22 protein-coding genes, 1 pseudogene and 1 riboswitch are annotated in these 26,183 nt (G+C 72.9%); of the genes and pseudogenes, 11 read left to right on the forward strand and 12 right to left on the reverse strand.

Translation table 11 applies throughout. The features are described from left to right. Positions 1 to 184 precede the first annotated feature (184 nt). The 3 genes from ACF088_RS37750 to thiO form a co-directional block, all read right to left on the reverse strand. Positions 185 to 1,033, reverse strand: a complete 849-nt coding sequence (locus tag ACF088_RS37750; RefSeq protein ID WP_392380493.1) for a thiazole synthase — start codon at positions 1,031 to 1,033, stop codon at positions 185 to 187. A gap of 9 nt (positions 1,034 to 1,042) precedes the next feature. Beyond that, positions 1,043 to 1,264 carry a sulfur carrier protein ThiS gene (gene thiS, locus ACF088_RS37755; protein ID WP_392380494.1) on the reverse strand — a complete coding sequence of 74 codons (222 nt, stop codon included), beginning with the start codon at positions 1,262 to 1,264 and terminating at the stop codon, positions 1,043 to 1,045. Then, positions 1,261 to 2,514, reverse strand: coding sequence for a glycine oxidase ThiO (thiO, locus tag ACF088_RS37760; RefSeq protein WP_392380495.1), 1,254 nt, complete (start codon positions 2,512 to 2,514; stop codon positions 1,261 to 1,263). Before thiO ends, thiS begins: the two co-directional genes overlap by 4 nt. After that, a riboswitch (TPP riboswitch) is annotated at positions 2,512 to 2,624 on the reverse strand. Its footprint overlaps the gene before it by 3 nt. 156 nt (positions 2,625 to 2,780) lie before the next feature. On the opposite strand from thiO, the gene ACF088_RS37765 reads away from it, so the two are divergent. From ACF088_RS37765 to ACF088_RS37785, 5 genes are all read left to right on the forward strand, one after another. Continuing rightward, positions 2,781 to 4,022, forward strand: a complete 1,242-nt coding sequence (locus ACF088_RS37765; RefSeq protein WP_392380496.1) for an NAD(P)/FAD-dependent oxidoreductase — start codon at positions 2,781 to 2,783, stop codon at positions 4,020 to 4,022. A 156-nt stretch (positions 4,023 to 4,178) separates the two neighbouring features. Continuing rightward, entirely contained in the window at positions 4,179 to 4,544 is a 366-nt protein-coding gene (locus ACF088_RS37770; protein WP_129296845.1) for an Rv2175c family DNA-binding protein, read from the forward strand. Positions 4,545 to 4,662: 118 nt separating this feature from the next. After that, positions 4,663 to 5,355, forward strand: a complete 693-nt coding sequence (thiE, locus tag ACF088_RS37775) for a thiamine phosphate synthase (protein WP_392380497.1) — start codon at positions 4,663 to 4,665, stop codon at positions 5,353 to 5,355. Between the two features lie 150 nt (positions 5,356 to 5,505). Beyond that, entirely contained in the window at positions 5,506 to 6,423 is a 918-nt protein-coding gene (gene metF / locus ACF088_RS37780) for a methylenetetrahydrofolate reductase [NAD(P)H] (protein WP_392380498.1), read from the forward strand. A 36-nt stretch (positions 6,424 to 6,459) separates the two neighbouring features. Continuing rightward, the gene (locus ACF088_RS37785) at positions 6,460 to 7,689 is read left to right on the forward strand and encodes a hypothetical protein (protein WP_392380499.1); all 1,230 of its coding nucleotides are present in this window, start codon (positions 6,460 to 6,462) and stop codon (positions 7,687 to 7,689) included. Between the two features lie 72 nt (positions 7,690 to 7,761). Here ACF088_RS37785 and ACF088_RS37790 read toward each other — a convergent pair whose 3' ends face one another. The 5 genes and pseudogenes from ACF088_RS37790 to ACF088_RS37810 form a co-directional block, all read right to left on the reverse strand. Beyond that, complete coding sequence (locus ACF088_RS37790) at positions 7,762 to 9,279, reverse strand: phytoene desaturase family protein (RefSeq protein ID WP_392380500.1); 1,518 nt, start codon at positions 9,277 to 9,279, stop codon at positions 7,762 to 7,764. Between the two features lie 91 nt (positions 9,280 to 9,370). Continuing rightward, a complete protein-coding gene (locus tag ACF088_RS37795) occupies positions 9,371 to 9,991 on the reverse strand; it encodes a DUF4126 domain-containing protein (RefSeq protein WP_392380501.1) in 621 nt (206 codons plus the stop codon). Between the two features lie 371 nt (positions 9,992 to 10,362). Further along, positions 10,363 to 10,977, reverse strand: a complete 615-nt coding sequence (locus tag ACF088_RS37800; RefSeq protein WP_392380502.1) for a TetR/AcrR family transcriptional regulator — start codon at positions 10,975 to 10,977, stop codon at positions 10,363 to 10,365. Between the two features lie 161 nt (positions 10,978 to 11,138). After that, the gene (locus ACF088_RS37805) at positions 11,139 to 12,884 is read right to left on the reverse strand and encodes a YhgE/Pip family protein (protein WP_392380503.1); all 1,746 of its coding nucleotides are present in this window, start codon (positions 12,882 to 12,884) and stop codon (positions 11,139 to 11,141) included. 16 nt (positions 12,885 to 12,900) lie between these two features. After that, positions 12,901 to 13,320: pseudogene (locus tag ACF088_RS37810) on the reverse strand (ATP-binding cassette domain-containing protein); the annotation flags it as partial. Positions 13,321 to 13,570: 250 nt separating this feature from the next. Here ACF088_RS37810 and ACF088_RS37815 point away from each other — a divergent pair. From ACF088_RS37815 to ACF088_RS37825, 3 genes are all read left to right on the forward strand, one after another. Next, on the forward strand, positions 13,571 to 14,056 hold the full coding sequence (locus tag ACF088_RS37815; protein ID WP_392380504.1) for an SAV_6107 family HEPN domain-containing protein: 486 nt from the start codon (positions 13,571 to 13,573) through the stop codon (positions 14,054 to 14,056). Positions 14,057 to 14,371: 315 nt separating this feature from the next. Continuing rightward, entirely contained in the window at positions 14,372 to 15,127 is a 756-nt protein-coding gene (locus tag ACF088_RS37820; protein WP_392380505.1) for a methyltransferase, read from the forward strand. 259 nt (positions 15,128 to 15,386) lie between these two features. Further along, positions 15,387 to 15,794, forward strand: a complete 408-nt coding sequence (locus tag ACF088_RS37825; RefSeq protein WP_311623295.1) for a DUF3040 domain-containing protein — start codon at positions 15,387 to 15,389, stop codon at positions 15,792 to 15,794. Positions 15,795 to 16,189: 395 nt separating this feature from the next. Here the strand turns inward: ACF088_RS37825 and ACF088_RS37830 are convergent, their stop codons facing one another. The 4 genes from ACF088_RS37830 to ACF088_RS37845 all read right to left on the reverse strand — a co-directional run bounded on the left by ACF088_RS37830 (position 16,190) and on the right by ACF088_RS37845 (position 22,007). Further along, the gene (locus ACF088_RS37830; protein ID WP_392380506.1) at positions 16,190 to 18,634 is read right to left on the reverse strand and encodes a transglutaminaseTgpA domain-containing protein; all 2,445 of its coding nucleotides are present in this window, start codon (positions 18,632 to 18,634) and stop codon (positions 16,190 to 16,192) included. Between the two features lie 142 nt (positions 18,635 to 18,776). Beyond that, positions 18,777 to 20,159: a DUF58 domain-containing protein gene (locus ACF088_RS37835; RefSeq protein WP_392380507.1), complete on the reverse strand. Its 1,383-nt coding sequence runs from the start codon at positions 20,157 to 20,159 to the stop codon at positions 18,777 to 18,779. Next, on the reverse strand, positions 20,159 to 21,214 hold the full coding sequence (locus tag ACF088_RS37840) for an AAA family ATPase (RefSeq protein WP_392380508.1): 1,056 nt from the start codon (positions 21,212 to 21,214) through the stop codon (positions 20,159 to 20,161). Before ACF088_RS37840 ends, ACF088_RS37835 begins: the two co-directional genes overlap by 1 nt. Before the next feature lie 232 nt (positions 21,215 to 21,446). Continuing rightward, positions 21,447 to 22,007, reverse strand: coding sequence for a beta-class carbonic anhydrase (locus ACF088_RS37845; RefSeq protein ID WP_392380509.1), 561 nt, complete (start codon positions 22,005 to 22,007; stop codon positions 21,447 to 21,449). Positions 22,008 to 22,513: 506 nt separating this feature from the next. On the opposite strand from ACF088_RS37845, the gene rsmH reads away from it, so the two are divergent. The 3 genes from rsmH to ACF088_RS37860 are packed head-to-tail and all read left to right on the forward strand — an operon-like array spanning position 22,514 to position 26,176. Then, on the forward strand, positions 22,514 to 23,482 hold the full coding sequence (gene rsmH / locus ACF088_RS37850) for a 16S rRNA (cytosine(1402)-N(4))-methyltransferase RsmH (protein ID WP_392380510.1): 969 nt from the start codon (positions 22,514 to 22,516) through the stop codon (positions 23,480 to 23,482). Next, the gene (locus ACF088_RS37855) at positions 23,479 to 24,150 is read left to right on the forward strand and encodes a septum formation initiator family protein (RefSeq protein WP_392380511.1); all 672 of its coding nucleotides are present in this window, start codon (positions 23,479 to 23,481) and stop codon (positions 24,148 to 24,150) included. Before rsmH ends, ACF088_RS37855 begins: the two co-directional genes overlap by 4 nt. Before the next feature lie 7 nt (positions 24,151 to 24,157). Beyond that, on the forward strand, positions 24,158 to 26,176 hold the full coding sequence (locus tag ACF088_RS37860) for a peptidoglycan D,D-transpeptidase FtsI family protein (RefSeq protein WP_392380512.1): 2,019 nt from the start codon (positions 24,158 to 24,160) through the stop codon (positions 26,174 to 26,176). The last annotated feature ends 7 nt before the right edge of the window (positions 26,177 to 26,183 follow it).

A 26,183-nucleotide genomic window follows, 5' to 3' on the forward strand; every position in this document is an offset into this window, starting at 1 on the left:
AGCCAAGAACGGGCCGAGGCAAAGCGCAGCGGACCGGCCCGCCGCCAGGCGCAATGGCGGGAAAGCCAAAAACGTGCCGAGGCAAAGCGCAGCGGCGAGCAGCCTCCACGGAGGGAAAGCCAAAAACGCGCCGAGGCAAAGCGCAGCGGACCGGCAACGGCGAGAAGCCCCCACGGCCGAAAACTCAGAACGCCGGCCGCTCAAGGTCAAGCATCCCGTCCGTGGGGGACGACGCCAACGCGAAGTGACGCCGTGGGATGCGCCCCGCGCGATACGCGAGGCGGCCCGCCGTGACGGCGTGGCGCATGGCGGACGCCATCAGCTCCGGCTCCTGCGCACGGGTCACCGCGGACGCCAGCATCACCGCCGCGCAGCCCAGCTCCATGGCCAGTGAGACGTCCGACGCCGTTCCTGCGCCCGCGTCGAGGATGACCGGGACGCCGGCCCGCTCGGTGATCAGCTGGAAGTTGTGCGGGTTGCGGATGCCCAGGCCGGAGCCGATCGGCGAGCCCAGTGGCATGATCGCGGCGCAGCCCACGTCCTCCAGTTTGCGGGCCAGCACCGGATCGTCGTTCGTGTAGGGCAGCACGGTGAAACCGTCGTCCACCAGGGTCTCGGCGGCATCCAGCAGCTCGATCGGGTCGGGCAGCAGGGTGCGCTCGTCGGCGACCACTTCCAGCTTGACCCAGTCCGTGCCGAGCGCTTCCCGGGCGAGCCGGGCGGTGAGCACCGCTTCGCCCGCGGTGAAGCAGCCCGCGGTATTCGGCAGCACCTTGATCTTGTGCCGCTCCAGTACGGACAGCACCGAGCCCTGCACGGTCGGATCCAGCCGCCGCATGGCGACCGTGGTCAGCTCCGTACCGGAGGCGAGCAGCGCCCGCTCCAGGACGTCGAGGCTGGGCGCGCCACCGGTCCCCATGATCAGGCGGGACGCGAAAGCGGTGCCGGCGAGGGTGAGGGGGTCACAGCCCGCGGCGAAGCCGCTGTCGGATGCGGTGGGGGGCGTCCCCCGGAGCGTTGCGGTGTCGGTCATGTCTGCGGATCAGCCTCCCTGGACCGCGGTGAGCACCTCGACGCGGTCGCCGTCGGCGAGCGGAGTGGTGGGCCACTGGGTACGGGGCACCACGGTCTCATTGACCGCCGCGGCCACCCCGGCGGGCGCCTGGGACAGTGTGGCGACGAGCCGGTCGAGGGTCAGCCCGCCGGGGATCTCGCGGGTCTCGCCGTTGACGGACACCGAGACGGTGGGTGGGGCGGCGTTCATACGGGTTGCTCCTGTGGGGCACGGGTGTGCTCGGGTCCCGGGGCGGTGATGGGGGTCCCCCCGCGCCGTTCAGGGGTGGGGGAGAAGCGCGCGGGGGAGAACGGTCGGGCCTCCTCGGGAAGGAGCCCGGTGGCCAGTACTTCGGCCATCGCGTCACCGGTGACCGGGGTGAGCAGCACTCCGTTGCGGAAGTGGCCGGTGGCGAGGTGCAGGCCGGGCAGTGCGGTCGGCCCGAGCATCGGGGCGTTGTCGGGGGAGCCGGGGCGCAGTCCGGCGCAGGTCTCGACGAGCGGCAGCTCGGTGATGCCGGGGACCAGCTCGTGCGCGTCCCGCAGCAGCTCGTAGACCCCGCCCGCGGTCACGGTGGTGTCCCAGCCCAGCTCCTCGCTGGTGGCGCCGACGACCAGTTCGCCGTTCTCGCGCGGGACCAGATAGAGGGGGCCGCCGCGGACGACCGCCCGTACGGTGCGGGAGAGGAAGGCGGGGCTGCCCGCGGGCATGTCCGGGAGCCGCAGCCGCAGCACCTGGCCCTTGACCGGGCGCACCCGGGGCAGCACCTCGTCGGGCACGCCGGCGAGCCGGCCGCTGTGGCTGCCCGCGGCCAGGACGACCTGACCGGCCGGCACCCGTGTCCCGTCGGCGAGTTCCGCGCCGGTGGCACGGCCGCCGTCGACCGTCAGCCGCGCGGCCGGGCTCCGGTGGAAGGCCACCCCGGAGCGTTCACAGGCGGTCAGCAGCGCGCTCGCCAGCCGGCGCGGATCGACCTGATGGTCGCCGTCCACCCGCAGACCGCCGCGCACCCCGGGGGCGAGCATCGGCTCCAGCCGCCGGCACTCGCGCCCCGTCAGCCACTGTGACTCCAGTCCCGAGCGGATCTGCAGGGTGTGCAGTTCGCGCAGATGGGCACGGTCGTCGGCGTCCAGCGCGACGGCCAGGGTGCCGCACCGCCGATAGCCGACGGGCCGGCCCGCGGCCTCCTCCAGCTCTTCGACGAACCGGGGGTAGCGCCGGGCGGAGGCGAGATTGAGGCCCAGCAGGGTCTGCTCGCCGTAGTGGAGCTCGGTGACCGCTGCCAGCATCCCGGCCGCGACCCGGGCCGCCCCGCCACCGGGCGCGGGGTCGGCCACCGCGGCGCTCAGCCCGCGGACGGCCGCCCGCCAGGCGGTGACCAGGCCGATGATGCCGCCGCCGATGACCAGTACATCAGGGCTTGGCGGGGTGGGTTGTGATCGTGTGGCCGCTGCGTGCATGGGCGTCCAGCCCCTCCCTTCGCCGGCATGACCCGGATCAGGTTCGTACGGTCGGAGGCCGGTCAGCCTCCCTCTCAGCCCGGTGCGTCCGGGCTCCCGCGAGTGCGTGTATCCATCACCCTAATACGGGGCCGCGACGCACCGTAAGGCAGCGCCCCCGGTCTCCCGGGGGCCCGCGTCCCGGGCCGCCCGGACGGTGACGCTGTGTCAGAGATCTCCTTGCGCGCTGCTGCGAGCCGCCTCACACCCCGTCCTAGAGTGATCGGGTGAGCGAGCAGAGCAAGTCCTCCCAGGCCCCTGACCGCACGCCGCACGTCGTGATCGCCGGCGCCGGAATCGCAGGTGTGCAGACCGCGGTCGCCCTGCGCGAACAGGGCTGGCCCGGCGCGATCACGCTCCTCGGTGACGAGCCCCACCAGCCCTACGACCGTCCGCCGCTGTCCAAGGCGGTGCTGCTGGGCAAGGCCGAGGGCTCCGCCTTCGACGTCGACTTCGAAGCGCTCGGCGTGGCACTCCACCTCAGCCGCCCGGTCACCGCCCTGGTGCCGGACGCCCATGTGATCGAGACGGCCGACGGCCCGGTCCCCTACGACTATGCGGTCCTGGCGACCGGTGCCGACCCGATCGTGCTGCCCGGCAGCGAGGGGCTGCCCGGCGTCCATCTGCTGCGCACCCTGGACGACGCCGAGCGGCTGCGGCCGGTGCTCGCCGCCCAGCACGAGATCGTGGTCGTCGGGGCGGGCTGGATCGGTGCCGAGTTCGCGACCGCGGCACGCGAGGCGGGGTGCGCGGTCACCGTCGTCGAAGCCGCCGACCGCCCGCTGGCCGGTGCGCTGCCCGCCGAGGTCGCCGCCCATATGACCGGCTGGTACGCGGATGCGGGCGCTGAGCTGCGCACCGGCGCCCGGGTCGCCTCCGTCACGGCGGGCGCGGTCACCCTCGAGGACGGCACGGTGCTGCCCGCCGACGCGGTGGTCATCGGGATCGGTGCCCGCCCCGCGACCGGCTGGCTGGCCGGCTCGGGCGTCGAGGTCTCGCCGCGGGACGGCTCCGTACTGGCCGACGAGCAACTGCGCACCTCCGTGGCCGATGTCTACGCGGTCGGCGACTGTGCCTCCTTCCCGTCGGCCCGCTACGGCACCCGGCTGCTGATCCACCACTGGGACAACGCGCTCCAGGGCCCGCGCACGGTCGCCGAGAACATCGCCCGCGGCGAGGCGGAAGGGGTGGCCTACGACCCCGTCCCGTACTTCTGGTCGGAGCAGTTCGGCCGGTTCGTGCAGTACGTGGGCCACCACGGGGACGCCGATGAGCTGGTCTGGCGCGGCGACCCGGCCGGGGCCGCCTGGTCGGTGATCTGGCTGCGGGAAGGACGGCTCGTCGCGCTGCTGGCCGTGGGGCGGCCCCGGGACCTCGCCCAGGGGCGGAAGCTGATCGAGCGGGGTGTGGCCCTGGACCGGGAGCGGGCCGCGAATGCGTCGGTGCCGCTGAAGGCCGCGGCGCTGTAGCCGGGCGCCGGCTGCCGGTGCCGGGCGGCGGGTGGGGGGGGAGAGCCGTGACCGGCGGATGCCCCCGGGTGCCGGCTGTCACCCTCCGGTGTGCAGCAGGCCCCTGATGGCGATGCCCGGCTACCGGCTGTCAGTGGGAGGTGGCAGGCTTGTCCCGTGACCGAGATTGACGCAAACATCGATGGACTCGTCCCCGCCTGGCTCACCCTCCCCGACATCGCCGAACAGCTCGGCGTCGAGGTGACGCGGGTCCGGCAGCTGGTCAAGGAGGGCCAGCTGATCGCGGTGCGCCGCGGCGAAAACCGGGCGCTGCACGTGCCCGCCGATTTCATCCAGGACGACAAGGTGGTCAAGGGCCTCGTCGGCACCCTCACCCTCCTCAAGGACGACGGCTTCACCGACGAGGAGATGCTGGAGTGGCTGTTCACCCCGGATGAGACCCTGCCCGGCACGCCCGCCCAGGCGCTGCGCGAGAATCGCGGCACGGAGGTGAAGCGCCGGGCCCAGGCGCTCGCCGTCTGACGCCGAAGGCGCGGCCCGCCCTGTGCCGGCGGCCGCACCAGCATCCGTAACCGCATCCGCGGGGCGTACGGACCGGAAGGCCCGGCCGTACGCCCCCGACCTGGGGGGAAGCCGCCCGATGACCACCGCACGCCCGGCTCTGGCCGACGCCCGGCTCTATCTCTGCACGGACGCCCGCCGGCGCCAGGGCGATCTCCCGCAGTTCCTGGACGCGGTGCTCGCCTCGGGTGTGGACATCGTCCAGCTGCGGGACAAGGGCATGGAAGCCGGCGAGGAGCTCCGCCATCTGGAGGTCTTCGCGGACGCCTGCCGACGGCACGGGAAGCTGCTCGCGGTCAACGACCGCGCGGATGTCGCCCATGCGGCGGGCAGCGAGGTCTTGCATCTCGGACAGGGCGATCTGCCGGTCCCGGCCGCCCGCGCCCTGCTGGGCCCGGACGTCCTCATAGGCCGCTCCACCCATGCCGAGGCCGAGGTGGACGCCGCGCTCACCGAACCCGGTGTGGACTACTTCTGCACGGGCCCGTGCTGGCCGACACCCACCAAGCCGGGCCGTCACGCCCCCGGCCTCGACCTGGTCCGCTACGCCGCGGCCCGCGCCCCCGAGCGCCCCTGGTTCGCGATCGGCGGGATCGACGCCGGGAATCTGGACGAGGTGCTGCAGGCGGGCGCCCGCCGGATCGTGGTGGTCCGCGCCCTCACGGAGGCGGACGATCCGGGAGCGGCGGCCGCCGCACTGGCCCGGCGCATCCGGACCTGGGACGCCCCGGACGCCTCCGCACCGTCCCGCCCGGCCCACGGGACCGGGTGACCCTTGTCACGTCGCACGGTGCCGGGAGTCGGGCGGTTCCCTGACGCCCGGGCGACCGGAAAATGTCCACCCAGTGGACATCAGCCCGGCCAACCAGGCATTACGCCCGACGCGGTTGGTGTGTGCCGGGCCGGTGGTTAACCTGCCGGTATGGCCCTAGGCACAGCTTCCACCAGGACTGATCGCGCACGCACGGTGCGCGACCTGCTTGCTTCCGGTAAGCAGTCGTATTCGTTCGAGTTCGCCGCCCCCAAGACGGAGAAGGGCGAGAGGACCCTGTGGAACGCCATCCGCCGCATCGAGGCCGTCGCGCCGACGTTCGTCTCCGTGACGTACGGCGCCGGCGGCACCTCTCGTGACGGCACGGTGCGCGCCACCGAGCGCATCGCCACCGACACCACCCTGACCCCGGTCGCCCATCTGACCGCGGTCAACCACTCCACGGCCGACCTGCGCAACATCATCGGCCAGTACGCCGACGCCGGGATCCGCAATATGCTCGCGCTGCGCGGCGACCCGCCCGGCGACCCGATGGGCGAGTGGGTCAAGCACCCCGACGGCATCGGTTACGCCGCCGACCTGGTCCGGCTGATCAAGGAGTCCGGTGACTTCTGTGTCGGCGTCGCGGCCTTCCCCGAGATGCATCCGCGCTCGACGGACTGGGACTCGGACGTGGCGCACTTCGTCGCCAAGTGCCGGGCCGGTGCGGACTTCGCCATCACCCAGATGTTCTTCTACCCCGAGGACTACTTCCGGCTGCGGGACCGCGTTTCGGCGGCGGGTTGCTCGACGCCGATCATTCCGGAGATCATGCCGGTCACGAACGTGCGCCAGATCGAGCGGTTCGCTCAGCTCAGCAACGCGGCTTTCCCGCCCGAGCTGGCCGAGCGCATCCTCGCCGTCAAGGACGACCCGGCGGCGGTACGCTCCATTGGTATCGAGTACGCAACGGACCTGTGCGCACGCTTGATGGCCGAGGATGTTCCCGGGTTGCACTTCATTACCCTGAACCACTCCACGGCGACCCTGGAAATCTACGAGAATCTGGGGCTGCACCAGCAGTCCTGATCACGGTGGCCGGCGAGCGGCGGAAGAGGGGCGTATATGGGCTGGACGGTCCTCTACATCGCGTTCGGCCTGGTGGCGCTGTGGCTGTTGGGTGAGGTCCTGCTCCAGAACAAGGCGCGGCTGCGCTGGCGGCTGCTGGCCTTCGCCGGATTTCTCGGTGTGGTCGTCGGTGTTGTCATCCCGTCAATACTCGTGATCGGGCTGGGACTTGTCGCCTTCGCCATCGGGCAGACGAATGTGACGCTCTCCTTCCGTCGCGGTTTCACCAACGGCTGGGCGCTGGGCAGCAAGCCAGGGGCATCGGGCGAGAGCGGCCGGCGCCGCCGGGCCCGCCCGTCCGGACCGCCCCCCGCCGAACCGACCCTGGAGGTCTCCGGGCTGGAGGCGGTGGCGCCCACCGAGGGCCCCGGCCGGGTCGACGACGGGGGCCCGGACACCTTCGAGAGCACCGGCGGCTTCCAGAGGGTGGACCCCTACGCCGGGCAGGACACCTTTGCCGGGCAGGGCTCCTACGGCGGGCCCGGTTCCCCTGCGGGGCAGGACGGCTTCGCCGCGCAGGACACCTTTGTTGCGGGGCAGGAAGCCTTTGCCGCGCAGGAGACCGTGGTCGGGCAGGGCTTCTACGACTACAACGCCGGCGACGGCTACCGCGGCCAGGACCCGTACCAGGATCCCTATCAGGGGCAGCAGCAGGACCAAGGCGCTTACGCCACGCAGGCCTTCGCCGTGCCGGACGACTTTGCACGGGCCGACACCACCGCCGTCTACGCCCCGCAGCCGATGCCCGAGGAGACCGGCCAGTACGGCGTCTACAGCCCCGACGCCCGTGCCCAGCAGCCCGGTTACGGCGGTTACGGCGGCTACGACGCCTACAACGGCGCCGCCGGCAACAGCGACGGCAACGGCAACGGCTATGCGTACGGCGGCGGTTACGACCAGACCGGAGCCGGTCAGGACCCCTACGCCGACCCCTATGCGGCCTACGGCGACGGCCAGGGCCAGCAGGCGCCCTACACCGACCCGTACCTCGGCGGCCAGCAGTACGCCGCGTCCTACGACCCCTACCAGCAGGCGGACCCCTACGCCTCGTCTCCCTACGCGGCGCAGCAGTATGACGCCCAGGGACAGCCGCTCGGCCAGGGCTACGGCGAGACCCCGCCCGGTGGCGTCTGGGTCCCCCAGCAGCGCGACGGCGAACTCCCGCCCGAGCAGCCCTACCCGCCCTACCAGCCGCCGGGGTACGACGGGCAGCAATACCGCTACTGAGCAGACGGACGCACGGCCGGCGGCGCTGCGCCGCGGCGGTCCCCGGGGCGCCGGGGCAGCCCGCCCCGCCACTCAGCTGGAGCCGTGCCAGTCGTCGCCGTTCACGATCAGACCCGCGACGATCGCGCCGGACATCCCGGCATGCGCCGGTCCGCCGCCCGGGTGCGACCAGCCGCCGACCGTGTAGAGCCCCGGTATCCGGGTGCGGTTGCCGGGCCGCAGAAAGCGGCCTTCCCGGCCGGCCAGCGCCGGTCCCGGCGCCAGTGCGTCCGGCGCCGGAGGCAGCACCTCCCGCCAGAGCACCCGCTCCCGCAGACCGGGAACCGCGGCTTCGGCGATCTCGGTCATCCGCTCCGCGCCGGCCGCCGCGGCCTCCCCACCCGGCCAGTCGACCGGGCCGGGCGGGGCCACCGTCGCGGTCAGGGTCACCGCCTCATGGGCCTCGTCCGGCCGGGAGGCCGGATCGTCCGGGCGCAGCACCGTCACCGTGGGCCGGTCGCAGGGGGTCCGCGGCCCGAAGCCGTCGCCGAACACGCCCGCCAACTCGGCCTCGCGGTCCGGGGCATGGACCACCGTCCGGTGCACGGCATCCGCGGGGCGCGCGCCGCGCAGCGCCAGACAGACGGTGAGCCGCCCGGTGGCCCGGTCACCCGGGCCCAGGTCGGGCCGCACCTCCTCGGCCCCCCACGGCTCCCTCTCCCCGCAGAGCTCCACCAGCCGTGCCGGGTCGATGCCCGCGACCACGAACTCGGCCTCGTCCACCCGGCCGTCGGCGAGCTCGACGCCCGCCACCCGGCCGTCCTTCTCCACGATTCCGGTCACCGCCGTGCCGAAGCCGAACTCCACCTTGCGCGCCAGGCACCGCTCGTACAGCGCATCGGCCAGCGCCCGCATACCGCCGCGCGGATACCAACTCCCGAAGGTCTGCTCCATGTACGGCAGCACGACGGCGCTCGCCGGGGCGCTGCGCGGGTCGAAGCCGTACGCCAGCGCATGGCTCTCCAGCAGCGCGGTCAGCCGGGGTTCGGCCAGCTCGCGGCGGGCCACCTCGGCGAGGGTGGCGGTGGTGGGGCCCTTGCCCCGGCCGAACAGCCCGCGCCTGCGCACCGCCGGATACGGGTCGCGCCCCAGCACCCGCCAGTCCTGCCACAGCGGCTCCTCCAGGAGCGGCCGGCGGGTGGCGTCCCAGGCCTCGCGAGCGCGGCTCATCAGTGCGCTCCAGCGTTCACCGCAGCCCGCGCCCAGCGCCTCGTCGAGGGCCGCCAGCACGCCGGCCCGCGAGGCGTTCGGCAGCGCGACGGCCGCTCCGTCGGCGAAGACATGCCGGCTCGCCGGGTCGACCTGGGACAGCTCGACGCAGCTCTCCAGCGGCTCGCGGCCGGTCTTGAGGAACAGATCGCGGTAGACGGCCGGCAGATGCAGCAGGCCGGGGCCCGTATCGAAGGCGAAGCCGTCCCGCTGCCGCCGCTGCAGCGCGCCGCCATGGGTCGCGCCGCGCTCGAACACCGCCACCCGGTGGCCCGCGACGGCCAGCCGGGCAGCGGCTGCCATCGCGCCCATCCCGGCGCCGATCACTGCAATCCGTGCCATGCCTGCGACTTTATCCGCAGCCACTGACAACGCCCGCACGGCCGGGGACCCGGCCCGGCAGCGGCAGTGCCGCCGCCCGGGCGGCATGCCGTTAGACCGCCGGTGGCAGCGCCTGGCCCGCCGCGGCCAGTCGCTTCTCCTCGCGCCGCTGCCGACGGCGCCGCAGGTACCGGCGGATCCGCGACCACAGGAACACCACCAGCGCGATACCCGCGGCCAGCAGCGCCGCCGCGATGACCGCCGCGGCCACCGGATGGAACACCGCGAAGGCGATGATCCCGGCGACGCCCAGATCCTCGGCGAGGCTCAGCACGATGTTGCTGGCCGGTTCCGGCGAGGTGTTCACCGCGATCCGGGTACCGGCCTTGACCAGATGGCTCAGCAGCGCCGTGGAACCGCCCACCGCGCCCGCCGCGAGCTCGGGCAGCGAACCGTTGTGGCCGGCCAGCAGTGCCGCCACGACCGCGCCGGCCACCGGCCGGATCACCGTGTGCACCGAGTCCCAGACCGAGTCGACGTACGGGATCTTGTCGGCGACGGCCTCGCACAGGAAGAGCACCCCGGCCACGATCAGCACATCGGGGCGCTGCAACGCCGCGGGCACCTCATCGGTGACGCCGGTCGCGCCGAGCAGGCCGAAGAGCAGGACGACGGCATAGGCGTTGATCCCGCTCGCCCAGCCACTGGTGAACACCAAGGGAAGTACGGACACGCGGCAAAGCGTAGGCCCCGGCTGAGGGCCGGTGCTCAGGATTGAGTATCCGTACTCAGACGCCGAGATGAGTAGGTACGCGGATGGGCCGGGACCCGCCCGGAAGGAAGAGTGGGGATCACGGAAGGGAAGCGGCGCCGCACCGCCGACACGGGGCGGCGGAGCGGCGCGGCTCCCGGACGTGACGGGGGAACACGGGGGAAGCACGGGGGAGTACGGGGGAAGCGCTGTCCTGGTCGGATCGATGGGGGAACGATCCGCGCCAGGGCAGCGCACTCTTTTGTGCGGGCCCCGGGGGAAAGGCGGGTGCGCGTCGTACCTGACCACTACGGCGCGCACCCGCCGCCCTCCCCCGGGAGAACCGCCCGGAGCTACGAGGGACGGCCGCTGACCCGCCCCTGGAGGAGTCGCGACAGCGCCGCGTGCACCTCGTCGATCGACCGGTCCGGCTGGTAGGACTGCCAGTCCAGGGCGGCCACCAGCACCATCCCGAACAGCGCCGACGCGGTCAGCGGGATGTCGATCTCCTCGCTCAGCTCCCCGCCCGCCACCGCTTCGCGCAGCACGTCCTCCACCACCGTGATGGCCCGCTCGCGCACCACCATCAGTGTCGACTGCCAGGCCCGGTTGGTGCGCCACAGCTCGGCCACGTAGAGCTGGGTGAGCGCCGGGTAACGGGAGATGAAGTCCAGTCCGGCCCGGATCATCGCGTCCAGCGCGTCGATCCGGCTGCCGCCCCGGCCGGTGACCTCCTCGGCCGCCGCCTGCAGGGAGGTCGCCAGCATTTCGATGCCGTGCCGCAGCAGCTCTTCGAAGAGCACGTTCTTGCTCGCGAAGTTGTAGTAGACCGTGCCCTTCGCAACGCCCGCCCGCTCGGCGATCTCGTCCACCGTGGTGGACGAGAAGCCCTGTTCGGCGATGAGGGTGACCGCGGCCTCGAAGAGCTTGCGCCGGGTGGCGTCGCGGCGTGTATTGGAGCTGTCCATGAGGGCGATTGTGCCGGTCCCCGCGGATCGGTGCGCGGCGCGGCGAGGGGACCCGCAGGCGTGTGGCTCCGGGCGAGCCGCCTGCCGGGCGGCGGCGGGCTACGGGTGGACGGCGGCGGGCCGGGGGTACCTCCCGGCGGCAGCTGGGGGAGGGCGGGTGCTCACAGGCTCAACTCCGGGTGCAGGTCCTTCATCCGCACCACCTGGCGCCCGCGCGCCGTCAGGGACGTCAGCACGAGCGCCCCCGCGGTGAACGCCGCCAGCACCACACTGCCCTGCCACACGGGCGCGAGCTCCCCGCCGGTGATCAGCCGGCGCAGCCCCTCCACGACGTAACTCATCGGCAGATACGGGTGGATGGCGCCGAAGAAGCCCGGACTGGTCTGCACGGGGTAGGTCCCGCCCGCCGAGGTCAGCTGGAGCATCAGCAGCGCCAGCACCAGGATCCGGCCGGCCGGGCCGAACTGTGCGTTCAGCCATTGCACGATCGCCGAGAAACAGGCCGTGACCAGCACGAGGAAGCCGATCGTGCCGGCCGCCCGCACCATCTCCAGGCCGATCGCGAAGTGCAATACGGCCATCAGGGCGGCGGTCTGCAGCACCCCCACACCGAACACCGGGAGCCATCCGGACACCGCCACCCGCCAGGAGGGCGCGCCCATCACCAGCGCCCGCCGGTTCAGCGGCCGGATCAGCATGTACGCCACCATCGCGCCGACCCACAGGGACAGCGGGATGAAATAGGGCGCGAACCCGGTGCCGTAGTTCGGCGCCTTGTGGGCGGCGTCCGAGGCCAGCTGTACGGGGTCGGACATGACCCGGGTGCGTGCGTCGCGGTCCTTCTTGCCGTAGTCGGGGATCCGCTTCGCCCCGTCGTGCAGCCCGCCGGCCAGCTCCTGTGAGCCGTCGGAGAGCTTGAACATGCCGCCGTCCAGTGTGTGGGCGCCGTCCTTGAGCCTGCCCACACCGGAGTCGAGGTCGCCCATACCGGCCGCGGCGCGGCCCGTACCGTCGTGCAGCTGGTGCGCGCCGTCGTCGAGCCGGTCCGCACCGGCGGCCAGCCGGGCGTTGCCCGCGGCCAGCTTGCGCGCCCCCGCGGACACCTTGTGCGCCCCGTCGTTGAGATCGTTGATCTTCTTGACGGCGGCGTCCATGTCGGCGCCCAGGGTCGGCCCGTGCCGCGCCAGCTCGCCCGCCAGGGAGTGCAGCGTGTCCAGGTCACGGCCCAGTTGGTCGAGGTTCTTCTGGTCGTGGACGTATCCGCTGACCTCCTCGGCCCGGTCCGCCGCGGCGGCCGCCTCCTCCTTGAGCTGCTTCAGCTCCGTGCAGGACGTGTCGAGCCGCACCGCGCTCTCACAGCGCAGCCGGTAGTAGGCGGCCAGATGGTCGGAGATCCCTCGGGAGAGCTTCGCCCCGGTGGACGCCGCGGCGGGGAGCTTGCCGAGGTGGTCATGCACCGCCTGTGAACCGTCGGCGACGAGCTGCGCCGCCTCGCCGATCTCCTTGCCGTGCGCCCGGATGAAGGGCCCCACCTTGCCGACGACTCCGTTGACGGTGTCGGCCAGCTGCTGGGTTCCCTGCGCCACCTGCCCGGAACCGTCGGCCAGTTGGCGCGAGCCGTGGGCAGCGCTGCCGGCTCCCCGGGCGAGGTCGGAGCTGCCCCGGGAGAGCCGCCCCGCGCCCGCGTCGAGGTCGCCCAGGCCCGTGACCAGCTTGCCGCTGCCGTCCTTCGCCCTGCCCAGGCCGTCGGCCAGTTCGCCCGCGCCGTGCCGGGCCTGCCCGATGCCGTCGTTGAGCCGGTCGGCACCGTCCGCGGCCTGCTCGGTCTTGCCGTGCAGCGTCGAGAACGAGACGAAGATCTTGTCGAGGAAGGTACGCGCCGACTTCGTGGAGGCCGCGGAACGCACCTCGGAGAACACCGTCGGCGGTGTCCACCAGGGCGCGGGCTTCGGTCCGGCGCTCGTGCCGCGGCTGCAGCAGTGCCCGCAGCGAACCGCCGAACCGGCCCTGCAGGAGGGCGCGTTCCCGCAGATGCTCGCCCACCGTGAGCGCGGGATCGAGCTCGGCGACCCCCGGCACATGAGCGAGTGCGGTGACGGACCGGACAGCGGCCATTTTCCTCGGCAGCGGCAGTCCGCCGACCTCGGCGGTGCCGGCGGCGGACTTCATCCGGCCGGTGAGCGCGAGCAGCAGACACGTACGGCCCGAGCCCGAAGGGCCCTGTACGGCGATCAGTGAGCCGGGGCCGGCGGTGATGCCGATGTCCCGGAACGCCCATCCACGGGGGCCCTTGACCCCGAATCCCGTGGCGGTGACCGCCGCCCCGTGCGGGGTGCTGTCCACGAGCCCCTCCTTGAACTGACTGGTCAGTTCAAAAAGTATGCGTCATGCCACCCCCTGTTCCGCAAGGGGGTGTGGGGAACCGGCCCGGAATTTCGCCCCGCCACATGTCCCCATTCGTCCCGGCGCGTGTCCCCTTTCCGATGAAAGTGCAGGTCAGTGCCGATTGTCAGTGGTGTACGTCACGATGGCTTCATACGGTCCCGAACCGGCATTCGGTCCCGAACCGGTATGCGACGACAGGAGGTTCGTCATGGCAGCTCGTCCCGGTGGGGGCAGCTCCGCTGCGTACGGTCCCCCGAGCGATGTCCACCCCGTCCTGCGGCGGGCGGCCGCGCCACCCGCCGCCCTCACCTTGCTCGCCCAGGCCCAGCAAGGCCTCGACGAAGCACAGTGCCTGGAAACTCCCAACGAGCGGTTCGCCACGGCCCATCTGGCCGCGCTGCGCACCGCCGCCGCCGTCCTCGCCGTCCGCGGCCGACCGGAGACCACCGTGCGACGCAGGCAGCGTATCCGCAGTGCCTGGGAGGTTCTTCCCGAGGTCGCGCCCGAACTCTCCGAGTGGAGCGCCCTCTTCGCCGCCGGCGCCGCCCGCCGGGCGAAGGCCGAGGCCGGTATAGCCGGCGCGGCCTGCCGCCGGGACGCCGACGATCTTCTGCGCGACGCCGCCATGTTCCTGCGCCTGGTGGAGCGGATGCTGCTCCTCCAGCCGTCGCTGCCGCCACAGCGGGCGGGGTAGGAACGGCGTCATCGCGGCGGCGGCCCGGAGGCGGCGGTGGGCCGGCGATAGGGGAGTGGGGTGGGGGTGGGGGTGGGGGTGGGGCGGGGGCCCGGGGGGGAGGGGAGGAGGAAGGCGAAGAAGCGACGGTCCGTCGCCCCGTCGCCCCATCCTCCCGCGCCGTCCAGCGTCTGCCGTCTGCCGTCTGCCGTCCGCCGTCCCTCCTGCGCCCGCGGTGCCCGGCTGGCTCCGCGGACGGCGGACGCTGGACGGCGCGGGACGGAATAGGGTGGTGGACGCCTAGACGTTCATGCCCCCGCCGAGGAGCCACCCGCCGTGTCTGACCCGCTGCGCCCCCGCGCCTCCCTTCGTACCGCCGTGGTCTGGGACGTCCTCAAGGACGCCCTGGAGCGCCGGGTCAAGGCCGCCGGGCGCGACGCCCTGGACGTCCTCGACACCGGCGGCGGCACCGGCAACTTCGCCGTGCCGGTCGCCCGCCTCGGCCACCGCGTCACGGTCGTCGACCCCAGCCCCAACGCCCTCTTCGCCCTGGAGCGCCGCGCCGCGGAGGCGGGCGTCGCCGACCGGGTGCGCGCGGTGCAGGGGGACGCCCACGGTCTGTTCGACGTCGTCGAGCGCAGCGGCCATGACGTCGTGCTCTGCCACGGCGTGCTGGAGTACGTCGACGACCCGGCCGAGGGCGTCCGCAACGCCGTCGACGCGCTGCGCCCGGCCGGCACCCTCAGCCTGCTTGCGGCCGGTCTGGGCGGCGCGGTCCTCGCACGCGCCCTCGCGGGCCACTTCACCGAGGCCCACCAGGCCCTCACCGACCCGGCCGGACGCTGGGGCGAGGGCGATCCGATGCCGCGCCGGTTCACCGCCGACCAGCTCACCGAGCTGGTGTCCGCCACCGGTCTGCAGGTCGGTGCGGTGCACGGCGTGCGGATCTTCGCCGACCTCGTCCCCGGGGTGCTGGTCGACACCGAGCCGGGCGCCATGGACGCCCTGCTGAAGCTCGAAGCGGCCGCGGCCGAACAGCCCGCCTTCCACTCCGTGGCCACTCAGTTGCACGTCCTCGCCGAGCGCGACTGACCCACGCGGCACACCCGGCTACCGCGTGCAGTCGGCCACAGACCACCCGATCAGCCCCTTCGCCCCGTATGATCGGGGTACGACGTTCCGGCATGGCGGACAGGCGGGTGGGGAATGCAGGCAGCATCACCACCGGTCGCCGCGGCGGCCCGGACAGTGAATTGGCGTCGAGGGGCGGGTTTCACGGGGACGATTCCCTGCCTATCCTGAAAGGGTCGCACCCCGGTCGCCCCCCGCGACCGACGAGTAGGAGGACTCCGTGCCGCTCTCGGAGCACGAGCAGCGCATGCTCGAGCAAATGGAGCGAGCGCTGTACGCCGAAGATCCCAAGTTCGCGACAGCGCTTGAGGGAAGCGGACTGCGTACGTATACCCGGCGACGGGTCTACCAAGCGGTCGCGGGCTTCCTGGTGGGTATCGCCCTGCTCATGGCCGGCATGGTCGCGCAGCAGATCTGGATCAGCGTGGTGGGTTTTCTCGTCATGCTCGGCTGCGCAGTGCTGGCGGTCACGGGCTGGCGCAAGGCCCCCAAGCCCGGTGAGCAGCAGTCCGGCGCGGGTTCCGGAGGTGGTGCACCGGCGCGACGACAGGCCAGGCAGCGGCGCTCGATGATGAACCGCATCGAGGACCGCTGGCAGCGGCGCAGGGACGAACAGCAGGGCCACTGAGCCGACGGGGCGGGGGAGCCTGCGGGACTGCTTGAACGGGGTCCGAAGGGCCTTCGCTCCAGCTAGCTCATGGGGCTTCAGCAGTTACTCCGGTATTTCTTTTCCGAATCCATTTCTCCTGCTGCTTTTTCGGCATTTCTTGCCGCTGTTTCTCATTGCTCTCCGTGCCGCCCTTTCCCGCCGAGTCTTCTCCACTCGCCGAAGGCCGAGCTGTTTGCTTCTGCGCTGAGCTTGCGTTTCCGGGGCTTCGGGAGGCACCGGCCTTGGCCGTGGGCACCGTGACACCGGGATTCTCCGTGCTGTGGCCGCCTGATCCTGTCGGGCGGCCACAGCACGTTTTCCGGGCCGGCTGCCTTGTGCCGACTGCCTTGTGCCGGATGCCTCGGGCCTCGTGGCTATGCCCGCTGCCGGCCCGGCCGGAGGGCGGCCGCCGCACGCCGTACCGAGGCCACCGGTCGGCTGCCGCGCCACCGGAGCAGCCATGCCGTCCAGCGGGCGGACCAGGCCCAACGGAGGCGGGCCACCGAGCGCGGGGCGAGCTGGGCGCGCAGCCGCAGACCACGGGTCGCGCCGCTCCGCAACCCGGCCCGCACCTGTTGCACCTCCGCGGAGAGTCCGGAAACCGGCTGCGGTTGCGGTGCGTACAGAACCTGCTCCACCGCCGCCGCAACGCGCTGGGCGGCCGCGGCGGGCTCCGGTGGCAGTTCTCCGAGACGAATGATCCGCGCGGCCGCCTTACGCGGAGTCAGTGACTCGTCCGGCAGGATGCCGAAGTCCCAGGCCGTGTCCTGCACCTCCCGCCAGGCGGCGAGGGTGCCCGCCGCGAAGTCCCCGTCCGGGCCGGCCTCCGCCAGCCGTCCGGACCGCGTCCGCAGTCGCCACAGCAGCGGGGCCACGGGCAGCAGCAGGACGAGCAGGGCTGTCAGTGCGATACCCGTGGCCGCCCAGGGGGACGAGCCGTTGTCCGGCGGGCGGGTGCCGTTCTGAGCCGGCAGCGTGAGGCATCCCGAGCCGGAGCCGGAGCCGGACCGCTGTCCGCCGGGGCCGCACGACGGGTCCGCGGAGGGGCCCTCGGAGGGGGCCGCGGACCGGGAGGGTGCCGGGTCCGGGCTGCCGGGGTCGGTCGTGCCCGGGGTGTCGGGGTAGGCGTAGTCGGGGATACTGCCGCGGCTCGGGGTCGGCTCGAAGCGGGTCCAGCCGATGCCCTGGAAGTACAGCTCGGGCCAGGCATGCGCGTCCTTCAGGCCGACCGAGGTCGTGCCGTCGGGCTGCCTGGTGCCCGGGGTGAAACCGACCGCGACCCGGGCCGGGATGCCCAGCGTCCGGGCCATCGCCGCCATCGAGAAGGAGAAGTGGACGCAGAAGCCCTCCTTCTGCCTCAGGAACCGTGCTATGGCCTCGGAACCGCTGCCCGCCCGGACGTCCGTGTTGTAGCTGAAGCCGCCGTTGAGCGCGAACCAGTCCTGCAGCTTGACGGCCTTGGCGTAGGTGGTCGGTGCGCCGCGGGTGACCCGGCGTGCGGTGTTGCGTACGACGGAGGGCAGCGAGTCCGGGACCTTGGTGTACTCGCGCAGCAGGTCGGCGGGCGGCGCCGGCGCGGCAGCCAGCTGCCCGGAGGTGGGCCGCACCTGCAGGCTCTCGACCTGGTATTGCAGGCCGTGGGTGTTCTGCCCGCGGTCCCCGACGAGCGTGCGGCCCCGGGGCTCGAAGCGCCAACGCCCGGAGATGTCCACCTTGGACGCCGGATAGGGGAGCGGCAGCCAGTTCTGGGCGTACCACTCGGCAGTCGAGATGGAGGTGTTGATCCGGTTGAAGCCGACCGCGGAGCTGAGGCCGGGCGGTCGCGGAAGCCGCTCGGGGACGTCCGTGACCGTGCGCTCGGACGGCTTCCAGGTCGTGCCGTCGAACTGGTCGAGGGCGACGATCCGCAGATACAGATCGCGGGTGTCGGAGGCGGTCGTGCGGTAGTTGAGGACTTCCTTGTCCTCGGGCTGGTTGAGGCTGTCCTGCAGCGACACCAGCGGGTTCACCGCGGAGATCGTGCCCCCGCCGCCCGGTCCCGTGCCGTTGCCGGAGGTGCCCAGCAACCCGCCGCCGAGGGAGGGCAGCACGGCGGGCACCACCACGGCGAGCCCGAGCGCCATCGCGCCGATCCTGCGGCCCGTGCGGACCGGGGCGGACGCCGGAGCGTCGGTGCCGGCCGCGAACCCCCGTCCGCCGCCCGGCCGCTGCGCTCCGGCGCTCGGCCCGCCGAACACCCGGCCCCACTGGGAGAGCCGGTCGCGGCCTTCGGCCAGCAGAAGCAGCAGATAGCCGGCCGCCGCCATCAGGAACAGCAGCCAGCCCGCCCCGCCTTGGGACAGCCCCGCCGCCACCGAATACAGCGCGAGCAGCGGCAGCCCGGCGGGCGCGGCGCTGCGGTAGGTGACCGCCAGCGCGTCCACGGCCAGGCCGATCACCAGCACGCCCAGGACCAGCAGCAGCCGGATGCCGGGGGTGACGGGTGCGGGGATGGCGTACCGGCCGACGTCCCGTACGCCGTCCTGCAGCAGCCGGCCGAATTCCGCGAAGGCGTCCGGGCCCGGCAGCAGTCCGAGGATCGCCTCGTTCCTGGCGAACAGCAGGGTCAGCAGCAGCACGGCGGCCAGGGCCTGTGCGCCGATGGTCAGCGGTCCGGCGAGGGGCACCCGGCGGGCGGCCGCGCCCACGCCGCTCATGAGGGCCAGCAGGATCGCGGCCTCGAACATCCAGGTGATCGGATCCACCAGCGGCAGCAGCGCGCCGGCGGCACACAGGGTGGCCACCGCCGCGCACAGCGCCAGGCGCGCCCGGCCGCTCATGCCCGTGCCTCCTGTCCCTCGGGACCCGGGCACCGCCCGTGCCGTCCGCCGACCCGGCCGCGGGCGCGGGGGCGGGGCGCACCCGGCCAGCCGTCCCCGCGCAGCCGCCCGTCCGTCACCCGTCCGATCTCCATGCCCCCGTTCACGACCGGCCCCCGGCCACCGTCTCCGGCGCGCTCGCGTCCGCCGGTCGCTGAGGCTCCGCCCCGGCACGGTCCGCGGCCGCACGCCACAGGTCGGCGAGTGCGGCGCCGGGAGTCACCGGCAGTGCCGTCCAGCCCGCCCGGCGCAGCAGCCGCAGCCGTTCGGCCACCGGGACCTGGCCGGCGGAGAATCTGATCCCGGCGGGGCCCCGTGTCCAGGCGTCGCCGTCCAGGACGAAGGCGACGGCCGCGCCGCAACGCTGCCGTATCCGTCCGGCGACCGCCGCCTGTTCCTCGTCCAGATCGCCGAAGAAGGCGATCAGCACTCCTTCGTCGCCGCCGCGCACGGCGTCGTACGCCGCCGACAGCCCCTCTGCCTCGGAGTGGTCCACGACCGCGAGGGTGTCCAGCAGCAGGCCCGCGGCGTCGGCGGATACGGCGCCGCCCGCGAAGCCGCCGGTGCCGTCGGGGCCGGGCACCGAGGTGCCGGTGTCGGTCAGCAGCCGTACCGAGAAGCCGCGCTCCAGCAGGTGCACCGCGGCCGAAGCGGCGCCCGCCACCGCCCACTCGAAGGCCGAGTCGGGGCCCGCTCCCGGGTGGGCGACGGCGCGGGTGTCGAGCAGGACCGTGCAGCGCGCCTTCTGCGGCTGCTCCTCCCTGCGGACCATCAGCTCGCCGTGGCGCGCGGTGGACCGCCAGTGGACCCGGCGCAGATCGTCGCCGTGGCGGTAGTCGCGCGGAATGAGGTCGTCCTCGCCGGCCAGCGCCAGGGAGCGCTGGCGTCCGTCGCCGTATCCGGCGGCCTCGCCCGCCAGCCGCACCGGCGGCAGCGGTTCGACCCGCGGCACCACCGTCAGGGTGTCGACGGTGCTGAACGAACGGGTCAGCTCGCACATCCCGAAGGGATCGGAGAGCCGCAGTTGCAGCGGTCCCAGCGGATAGCGTCCGCGCAGGTCGGAGCGGACGCGGTAGGAGACCTCGCGGCGGCCGCCGGCCTCGACCCGGTCCAGGACGAAGCGCGGCCGGGGGCCGAGGACGTACGGCACCCGGTCCTGGAGCATCAGCACGCCGGTCGGCAGCCGGGAGACGTTCTCCATCCGCAGCCGGACCCGGGACTCGGCGGTTGCGGGCACCCGGTCGGGGGAGAGCGTACGGCTGCCCGCGACCCGGTAGCGGGTGCGGTGCAGCACCAGGACGCACACCAGCGGGAGGGCGGCGAGCAGCAGACCGACCCGCAGCAGATCCGCCTGCCCCAGGAGGTAGGAGCACGCCACGGCCGCCACCCCGGCCGCCAGGAACGATCTGCCCCGCGTCGTCAGCCCCCCGAGGGCCGCCCGCAGTCCGCCGTGCTCCGCCGTCCCCTCACCGCCCCCCTCGGACATCACAACCCCCGTACGCCGGGCGGCTGCTGAGCGGGCGTCCGCCATGCCTGCGCGGACGGGTCGGGGACCGGGACGCGCCGCAGGATCTCCAGCACGATCTGTTCGGCCGTCCGGCGGTTCAACTGGGCCTGGGCGGTGGGCAGCAGCCGGTGCGCGAGCACCGCCGTCGCCAGCGCCTGGACATCGTCCGGAAGGGCGTACTCCCGCCCCAGGAGCGCGGCCGAGGCCTTGGCGGCGCGCAGTAGGTGGAGGGTCGCCCGCGGTGAGGCGCCGAGTCGCAGTTCGGGATGGCTGCGGGTGGCCGCCACCAGGTCCACGGTGTACCTGCGCACGGTTTCGGCGACATGGACCGTACGCACCGCCTCGATCAGCTTCAGGATCTCGTGGGCGTGCGCCACCGGCTGGAGGTCGTCGAGCGGTGAGGCGCCGCCGTGCACATCCAGCATCTGCAGCTCGGCCGACGGGCTGGGGTAGCCGATGGACACCCGCGCCATGAAACGGTCCCGCTGTGCCTCGGGGAGGGGGTAGGTGCCCTCCATCTCGACCGGGTTCTGGGTGGCGACCACCATGAACGGGCTGGGCAGCTCGTAGGTCTGCCCGTCCATCGTGACCTGGCGCTCCTCCATGGACTCCAGGAGCGCCGACTGGGTCTTGGGCGAGGCGCGGTTGATCTCGTCGCCGATCACGATCTGGGAGAAGATCGCGCCGGGCTTGAACTCGAAGTCCCGCTGCTGCTGGTCGAAGATGCTGACGCCCGTGATGTCGGAGGGCAGCAGGTCGGGCGTGAACTGGATGCGCCGCACCGAGCAGTCGATGGAGCGGGCGAGCGCCTTGGCGAGCATGGTCTTGCCGACGCCGGGCACATCCTCGATCAGCAGGTGCCCCTCGGCCAGCAGCACGGTCAGCGCGAGCCGTACGACCTCCGGCTTGCCCTCGATCACGCCCTCCACCGAGCGGTGAACACGCTCCGCGGTGGTGGTCAGATCTCCCCCTGCGCTCGGCTCTGCTCGCACGGGGGGACCCCCAAGGCTCGCTCGTTCGTCATACGCCGTCACTCGGCCCTCCTCGGCCCCGCACTACGGGCCGATGCCCCCTTTGCGGACCGGCCCACCCCGAACGTGGCGCCACACCCGGCCACTGCCGGGACGACGTCACCCACGCATTCTTGCCGCCCGCGCGGCCTCGCGTCATGACCTGTGGATAACTCACAAGGATAGGCCCCGGCCTTCGTGACGAATGCGACTTTCCGGGCTGGTTCGCACGTCAGGGGGCCGGGGCCGGGGTACCTCAGTGCTGCGGATCGATCTCCCGCAGCAGGCCGGTGGTCACGTCGAAGACAAAGCCGCGGACATCGTCGGTGTGCGGGAGGAAGGGCGAGGTGCGTACCCGCTGCATGGACTGCCGTACGTCCTCGTCGAGGTCCTTGAACGCCTCGACCGCCCAGGTGGGACGCTGTCCGACCTCGGCCGCCAGGTCGTGGCGGAAGTCCTCGGTCAGGCTGAGCAGACCGCAGCCGGTGTGGTGGATGAGGACGACCGAGCGGGTGCCCAGGGCGCGCTGGCTGATGGTCAGGGACCGGATGATGTCGTCGGTGACGACCCCGCCGGCATTGCGGATGGTGTGGCAGTCGCCGAGCTCCAGGCCGAGCGCCTTGTGCAGGTCGAGCCGGGCGTCCATACAGGCCACGATGGCGACTTTCTGGACGGGCCGGGCGTCCATCCCGGGGTCGGTGAAGGCCTCGGCGTAACGCCGGTTCGCTTCGACGAGACCGTCCGTGACGGTGCCACCGGCACGGGTGCCGGCGCTGTCGGCGGACGAGGGGCGCGGCTGCGATGCAGGTATGGGCATGGATTCACGGTAGTCGCCGCCTGCCGCTTCGGCCGCATGAGAGGCCGGGCATAGGGGGCAACATCACTCCATGTGAGGTAATCCACAGGGCCGTCCGTGTCGCCGCCGTCCGGGTGAGAAGCCCGCGGGAAAGGCGGTGCAAAAGCCGTCGCAGGACGCGCGGAACCGGTTGATTGACCGGGGCGACCGGTGGACTAAAGTGGCGCGAAGTGGGAGGCGTGACGCTCTCCTTGGATACCGGATTCCTCGCGTGCGCGCGTCGTACGTACGGCTCGGCCTCCTCCCGCTCCCTTGGTCTTCCGACGTCACTTCCCCGTCGCCGGAGGGCCACTTCCCCTTCAGAGCGGGCGGGGACCAAGCGGTACGTGCGGCATCCCCCAGCCAGCGGCCGGGGCCCCACCTGCCGCCCAGCCCATCGGAAGGCACATGAGCGAGCGTAGCGAGCGATTCAGGAAGCGGTGCGCACGTGGCGCCTGCAGGCGGGCCGAGCGCAGCGGAGCCGTCGCATGACCAACAGCACTCGCCACGTCCCCGTCATGCTCCAGCGCTGTCTGGACATGCTCGCCCCCGCCCTCGCCGAGCCCGGCGCGGTCGTCGTCGACTGCACGCTCGGCCTCGGAGGGCACAGCGAGGCGCTGCTCGCCACCTTCCCGGCGGCCCGGCTGATCGCCCTGGACCGTGACCCCTCGGCCCTGAAGCTCGCGGGTGAGCGGCTCGCCCCGTACGGGGAGCGTGCCACCTTGGTGCACGCGGTCTACGACGAGCTCCCCGAGGTCCTCGACCGGCTCAAGACCCCGCGCGTCCAGGGTGTCCTGTTCGACCTCGGGGTGTCCTCCATGCAGCTCGACGAGGCCGACCGCGGCTTCGCGTATGCGCAGGACGCCCCGCTGGACATGCGGATGGACCAGACGACCGGCATCAGCGCCGCGGATGTCCTCAACACCTATGCGCCCGGTGAGCTGGTCCGGATCCTGCGCGCCTACGGGGAGGAGAAGCAGGCCAAGCGGATCGTCGAGGCCGTCGTCCGGGAGCGTGCCAAGGAGCCGTTCACCAACAGCGCGCGGCTGGTCGAGCTGATCCGGGACGCGCTGCCGCAGGCCGCCAAGCGCACCGGCGGCAATCCCGCCAAGCGCACGTTCCAGGCGCTGCGCATCGAGGTCAACGGTGAGCTGGCGAGTGTCGAGCGCGCCGTTCCGGCCGCCGTGAAGGCGCTCGCCGTGGGCGGCCGGATCGCCGTGCTCTCCTACCACTCGCTGGAGGACCGGCTGGTCAAGCAGGTCTTCGCGGCGGGAGCGGCCAATACGGCGCCCGCCGGGCTGCCGGTCGTCCCCGAGCGCTACCAGCCCCGGCTCAAGCTGCTGACCCGCGGCGCCGAACTCCCCACGGAGGAGGAGGTCGCCGAGAACCGCCGGGCCGCCCCCGCCCGGCTGCGCGGCGCGGAGCGTATCCGCGAGAACGTCGAGGACACCGCGTGAGAGGCCAGGGGCGACCGCGCGGCAGGCAGAAACGCCTGGCCGCGCTGTTCCCCTCCGGTGCCGGATCCGCCGGCACCGCGGCCCGCACGCCCTTCGTCGTCCTCATCGTCGTCCTGCTCGGCTCCGGCCTGATCACCCTGCTGCTGCTCAACTCCGCCCTCAACCAGGGATCGTTCGAGCTCAGCAAGCTGGAGAAGAAGACCGACGAGCTGACGGACGAGCAGCAGGCGCTGCAGCAGGACGTGGACGCGTACTCCGCCCCGGCCGCCCTGGAGCGGCGGGCCCGCCGGCTCGGCATGGTGCCGGGCGGCAGCCCCGCCTTCCTGCTCCCGGACGGCACCATCCGCGGCAGGACGGGCGCGGCCACGTCGGACGGGGCGCCGCTGAGCACCTCCGCCGAGCCGTCGGCGCCGGGCGCGACCGCCCACCGGGCCCCGTCCGCCCCGCCCCTCCCGCCGGTGCCGGCCCTCGCCGGCGGTCAGGTCCCGGACAGTGCCGTGCTGACACCCGGCGCCCCCGCCGCACCGGCACCCTCCGCCGCCCGGGTATCCCTGGTTTCCGCCGTCCTGCGCGTCCCGTTCACCGGTACCGCCGCCACCACCGCACCCGCACCCGCACCCGCGCCCGGCGCCCCGGCCGCCCTCTCCCCGACGACCTCCGGCAGGTGATCGCGGCATGACCGAGCCCAGGGACCCCCGCCGGGTGCCGCGCCCCGCCCAGCGCGGCGGCCAGGCGGGCGGTCGCGGCGGCCAGGCCGGTGGCCGCGGCGGCCGCCCGCCCGCCAAACGCCCCGCGCCCCGGCCGGGCCCCCGGCCCCCCGCCCGGCGCCCCGTACGCCCCCGCTCCGGGGCCGGGTCCCCGGTGCTCCGCCTCGGCAGCCCGCGCCCCCGGCTGCGGCTGGTCTCCCTCGCGCTGACGCTGGTGATGCTGGTCTTCGTCGTACGGCTCTTCCAGGTACAGGCCGTGGACGCCGGGGCGTTCGCCGCCAAGGCCAACGAGAACCGCTATGTACCGGTCAAGCTGGCCGCCGAGCGCGGTGCGATCACCGACCGGAACGGCGTGGACCTCGCCACCACCGTCGACGCGTACGACATCACCGCCGACCCGAGCCTGCTGGCGCCCGCCAAGACCAAGATCCACGACGCTCCGCAGCGGGCCGCCGCGCTGCTCGCACCGATCCTCGGCGAGGACAAGGCCACCCTCGCCGCGAAGCTCGACCGGCCCACGGCGCGCTACGTCCTGCTCGCCCGGCAGCGCACCCCGCAGGTCTGGAAGCGGATCAAGGACCTGCGTACGAGCCTCGACGCCAAGGCGGCCGCCGCCCCCAAGAGCGCGCCCCGCCCCGACGTCCTGGTCGGGATCTTCGCCGACAAGCACAGCAAGCGCCTCTACCCGAACAAGGACCTCGCCTCCGGCGTCCTCGGCTTCGTCAACGGTGCCGGCAAGGGTGGCGGCGGCCTGGAGGCGCTGCTGAACAAGCAGCTGGCGGGCAAGGACGGCAAGCTCGTCTACGCCCAGTCCGGCGGCCGCCGGGTGCCCACCGCCGACACCCAGGAACACCCCGCCGTCCCCGGCAGCGACGTCGAGCTCACCCTCGACCGCGACATCCAGTGGGCCGCCCAGCAGGCCATCACCGAGCAGGTCGCCAAGTCGAACGCCGACCGCGGCTATGTCGTCGTCCAGGACACCCGCACGGGGGAGATCCTGGCGCTCGCCAACGCGCCCGGGTTCGACCCCAACGAGGTGTCGAAGGCCGATCCGGAGGCGCTGGGCAATGCCGCGTTGTCCGACGCCTTCGAGCCGGGGTCCACCAGCAAGCTGATGTCCATGGCCGCCGTCCTGGAGGAGGGCGTCGCCACGTCCTCCACCCACGTCACCGTGCCCAACCGGCTGCACCGCGGCGACCGGCTGTTCGCGGACGACGTCGACCACGCCACCTGGCATCTGACGCTCAACGGCGTGCTCGCCAAGTCCAGCAACATCGGCACGATCCTCGCCGCCGGCCAGCTCGGCAGGACCCAGCCCCGGGCCAACCAGGTCCTCTACTCGTACCTGCGGAAGTTCGGTATCGGGAAGCCGACCGGGCTCGGCTTCCCCGGGGAGACCGACGGCATCCTGGCCAAGCCGCAGGACTGGAACACCTCACAGCAGTTCACCATCCCGTTCGGCCAGGGACTGTCCCTCAACGCCGTACAGGCCGCCTCCGTCTACTCCACGATCGCCAACGGCGGCGAGCGCATCGCCCCCTCACTGGTCCGCGGCAGCACCGGACCCGACGGTCACTACGTACCGGCGCCCAAGCCCGACAGGAACCGCGTGGTCGGCCCGAAGACCGCGCGCACCCTCGCCACCATGCTCGAATCGGTGGTCGACGACGAGGAAGGCACCGGAGCGAAGGCGAAGATCGACGGCTACCGGGTCGGCGGCAAAACCGGAACGTCCAACCGGGTGGACCCCAAAACCGGCCGCTACCACGGATACACCGCGTCCTTCGCCGGGTTCGCACCCGCCGACAAGCCCCGCATCACGGTCTACTGCGCCGTTCAGAACCCCACTGCCGGCAGTTATTTCGGCGGCCAGGTCTGTGGCCCGATCTACCAGCAGGTCATGGCCTTCGCGCTGAAAACCCTCCAGGTCCCGCCGACCGGCGCGGGGCCCCCGCGGCTGCCGGTCACCTTCTCGCCAGGCCAATGAAATCGAG

Source organism: Streptomyces sp. NPDC015125 (assembly GCF_043080045.1).
Lineage (GTDB): Bacteria > Actinomycetota > Actinomycetes > Streptomycetales > Streptomycetaceae > Streptomyces.

What these genes read in the sequence shown, in the direction of transcription:
- ACF088_RS37750 (WP_392380493.1), bottom strand. Translation starts at nt 1,033, where the DNA reads ATGACCGACACCGCAACGCTCCGGGGGACGCCCCCCACCGCATCCGAC.
- thiS (WP_392380494.1), bottom strand. Translation starts at nt 1,264, where the DNA reads ATGAACGCCGCCCCACCCACCGTCTCGGTGTCCGTCAACGGCGAGACC.
- thiO (WP_392380495.1), bottom strand. Translation starts at nt 2,514, where the DNA reads ATGCACGCAGCGGCCACACGATCACAACCCACCCCGCCAAGCCCTGAT.
- thiE (WP_392380497.1), top strand. Translation starts at nt 4,663, where the DNA reads ATGACCACCGCACGCCCGGCTCTGGCCGACGCCCGGCTCTATCTCTGC.
- metF (WP_392380498.1), top strand. Translation starts at nt 5,506, where the DNA reads ATGGCCCTAGGCACAGCTTCCACCAGGACTGATCGCGCACGCACGGTG.
- ACF088_RS37785 (WP_392380499.1), top strand. Translation starts at nt 6,460, where the DNA reads ATGGGCTGGACGGTCCTCTACATCGCGTTCGGCCTGGTGGCGCTGTGG.
- ACF088_RS37790 (WP_392380500.1), bottom strand. Translation starts at nt 9,279, where the DNA reads ATGGCACGGATTGCAGTGATCGGCGCCGGGATGGGCGCGATGGCAGCC.
- ACF088_RS37800 (WP_392380502.1), bottom strand. Translation starts at nt 10,977, where the DNA reads ATGGACAGCTCCAATACACGCCGCGACGCCACCCGGCGCAAGCTCTTC.
- ACF088_RS37815 (WP_392380504.1), top strand. Translation starts at nt 13,571, where the DNA reads ATGGCAGCTCGTCCCGGTGGGGGCAGCTCCGCTGCGTACGGTCCCCCG.
- ACF088_RS37830 (WP_392380506.1), bottom strand. Translation starts at nt 18,634, where the DNA reads ATGAGCGGCCGGGCGCGCCTGGCGCTGTGCGCGGCGGTGGCCACCCTG.
- ACF088_RS37835 (WP_392380507.1), bottom strand. Translation starts at nt 20,159, where the DNA reads ATGTCCGAGGGGGGCGGTGAGGGGACGGCGGAGCACGGCGGACTGCGG.
- ACF088_RS37845 (WP_392380509.1), bottom strand. Translation starts at nt 22,007, where the DNA reads ATGCCCATACCTGCATCGCAGCCGCGCCCCTCGTCCGCCGACAGCGCC.
- rsmH (WP_392380510.1), top strand. Translation starts at nt 22,514, where the DNA reads ATGACCAACAGCACTCGCCACGTCCCCGTCATGCTCCAGCGCTGTCTG.
- ACF088_RS37860 (WP_392380512.1), top strand. Translation starts at nt 24,158, where the DNA reads ATGACCGAGCCCAGGGACCCCCGCCGGGTGCCGCGCCCCGCCCAGCGC.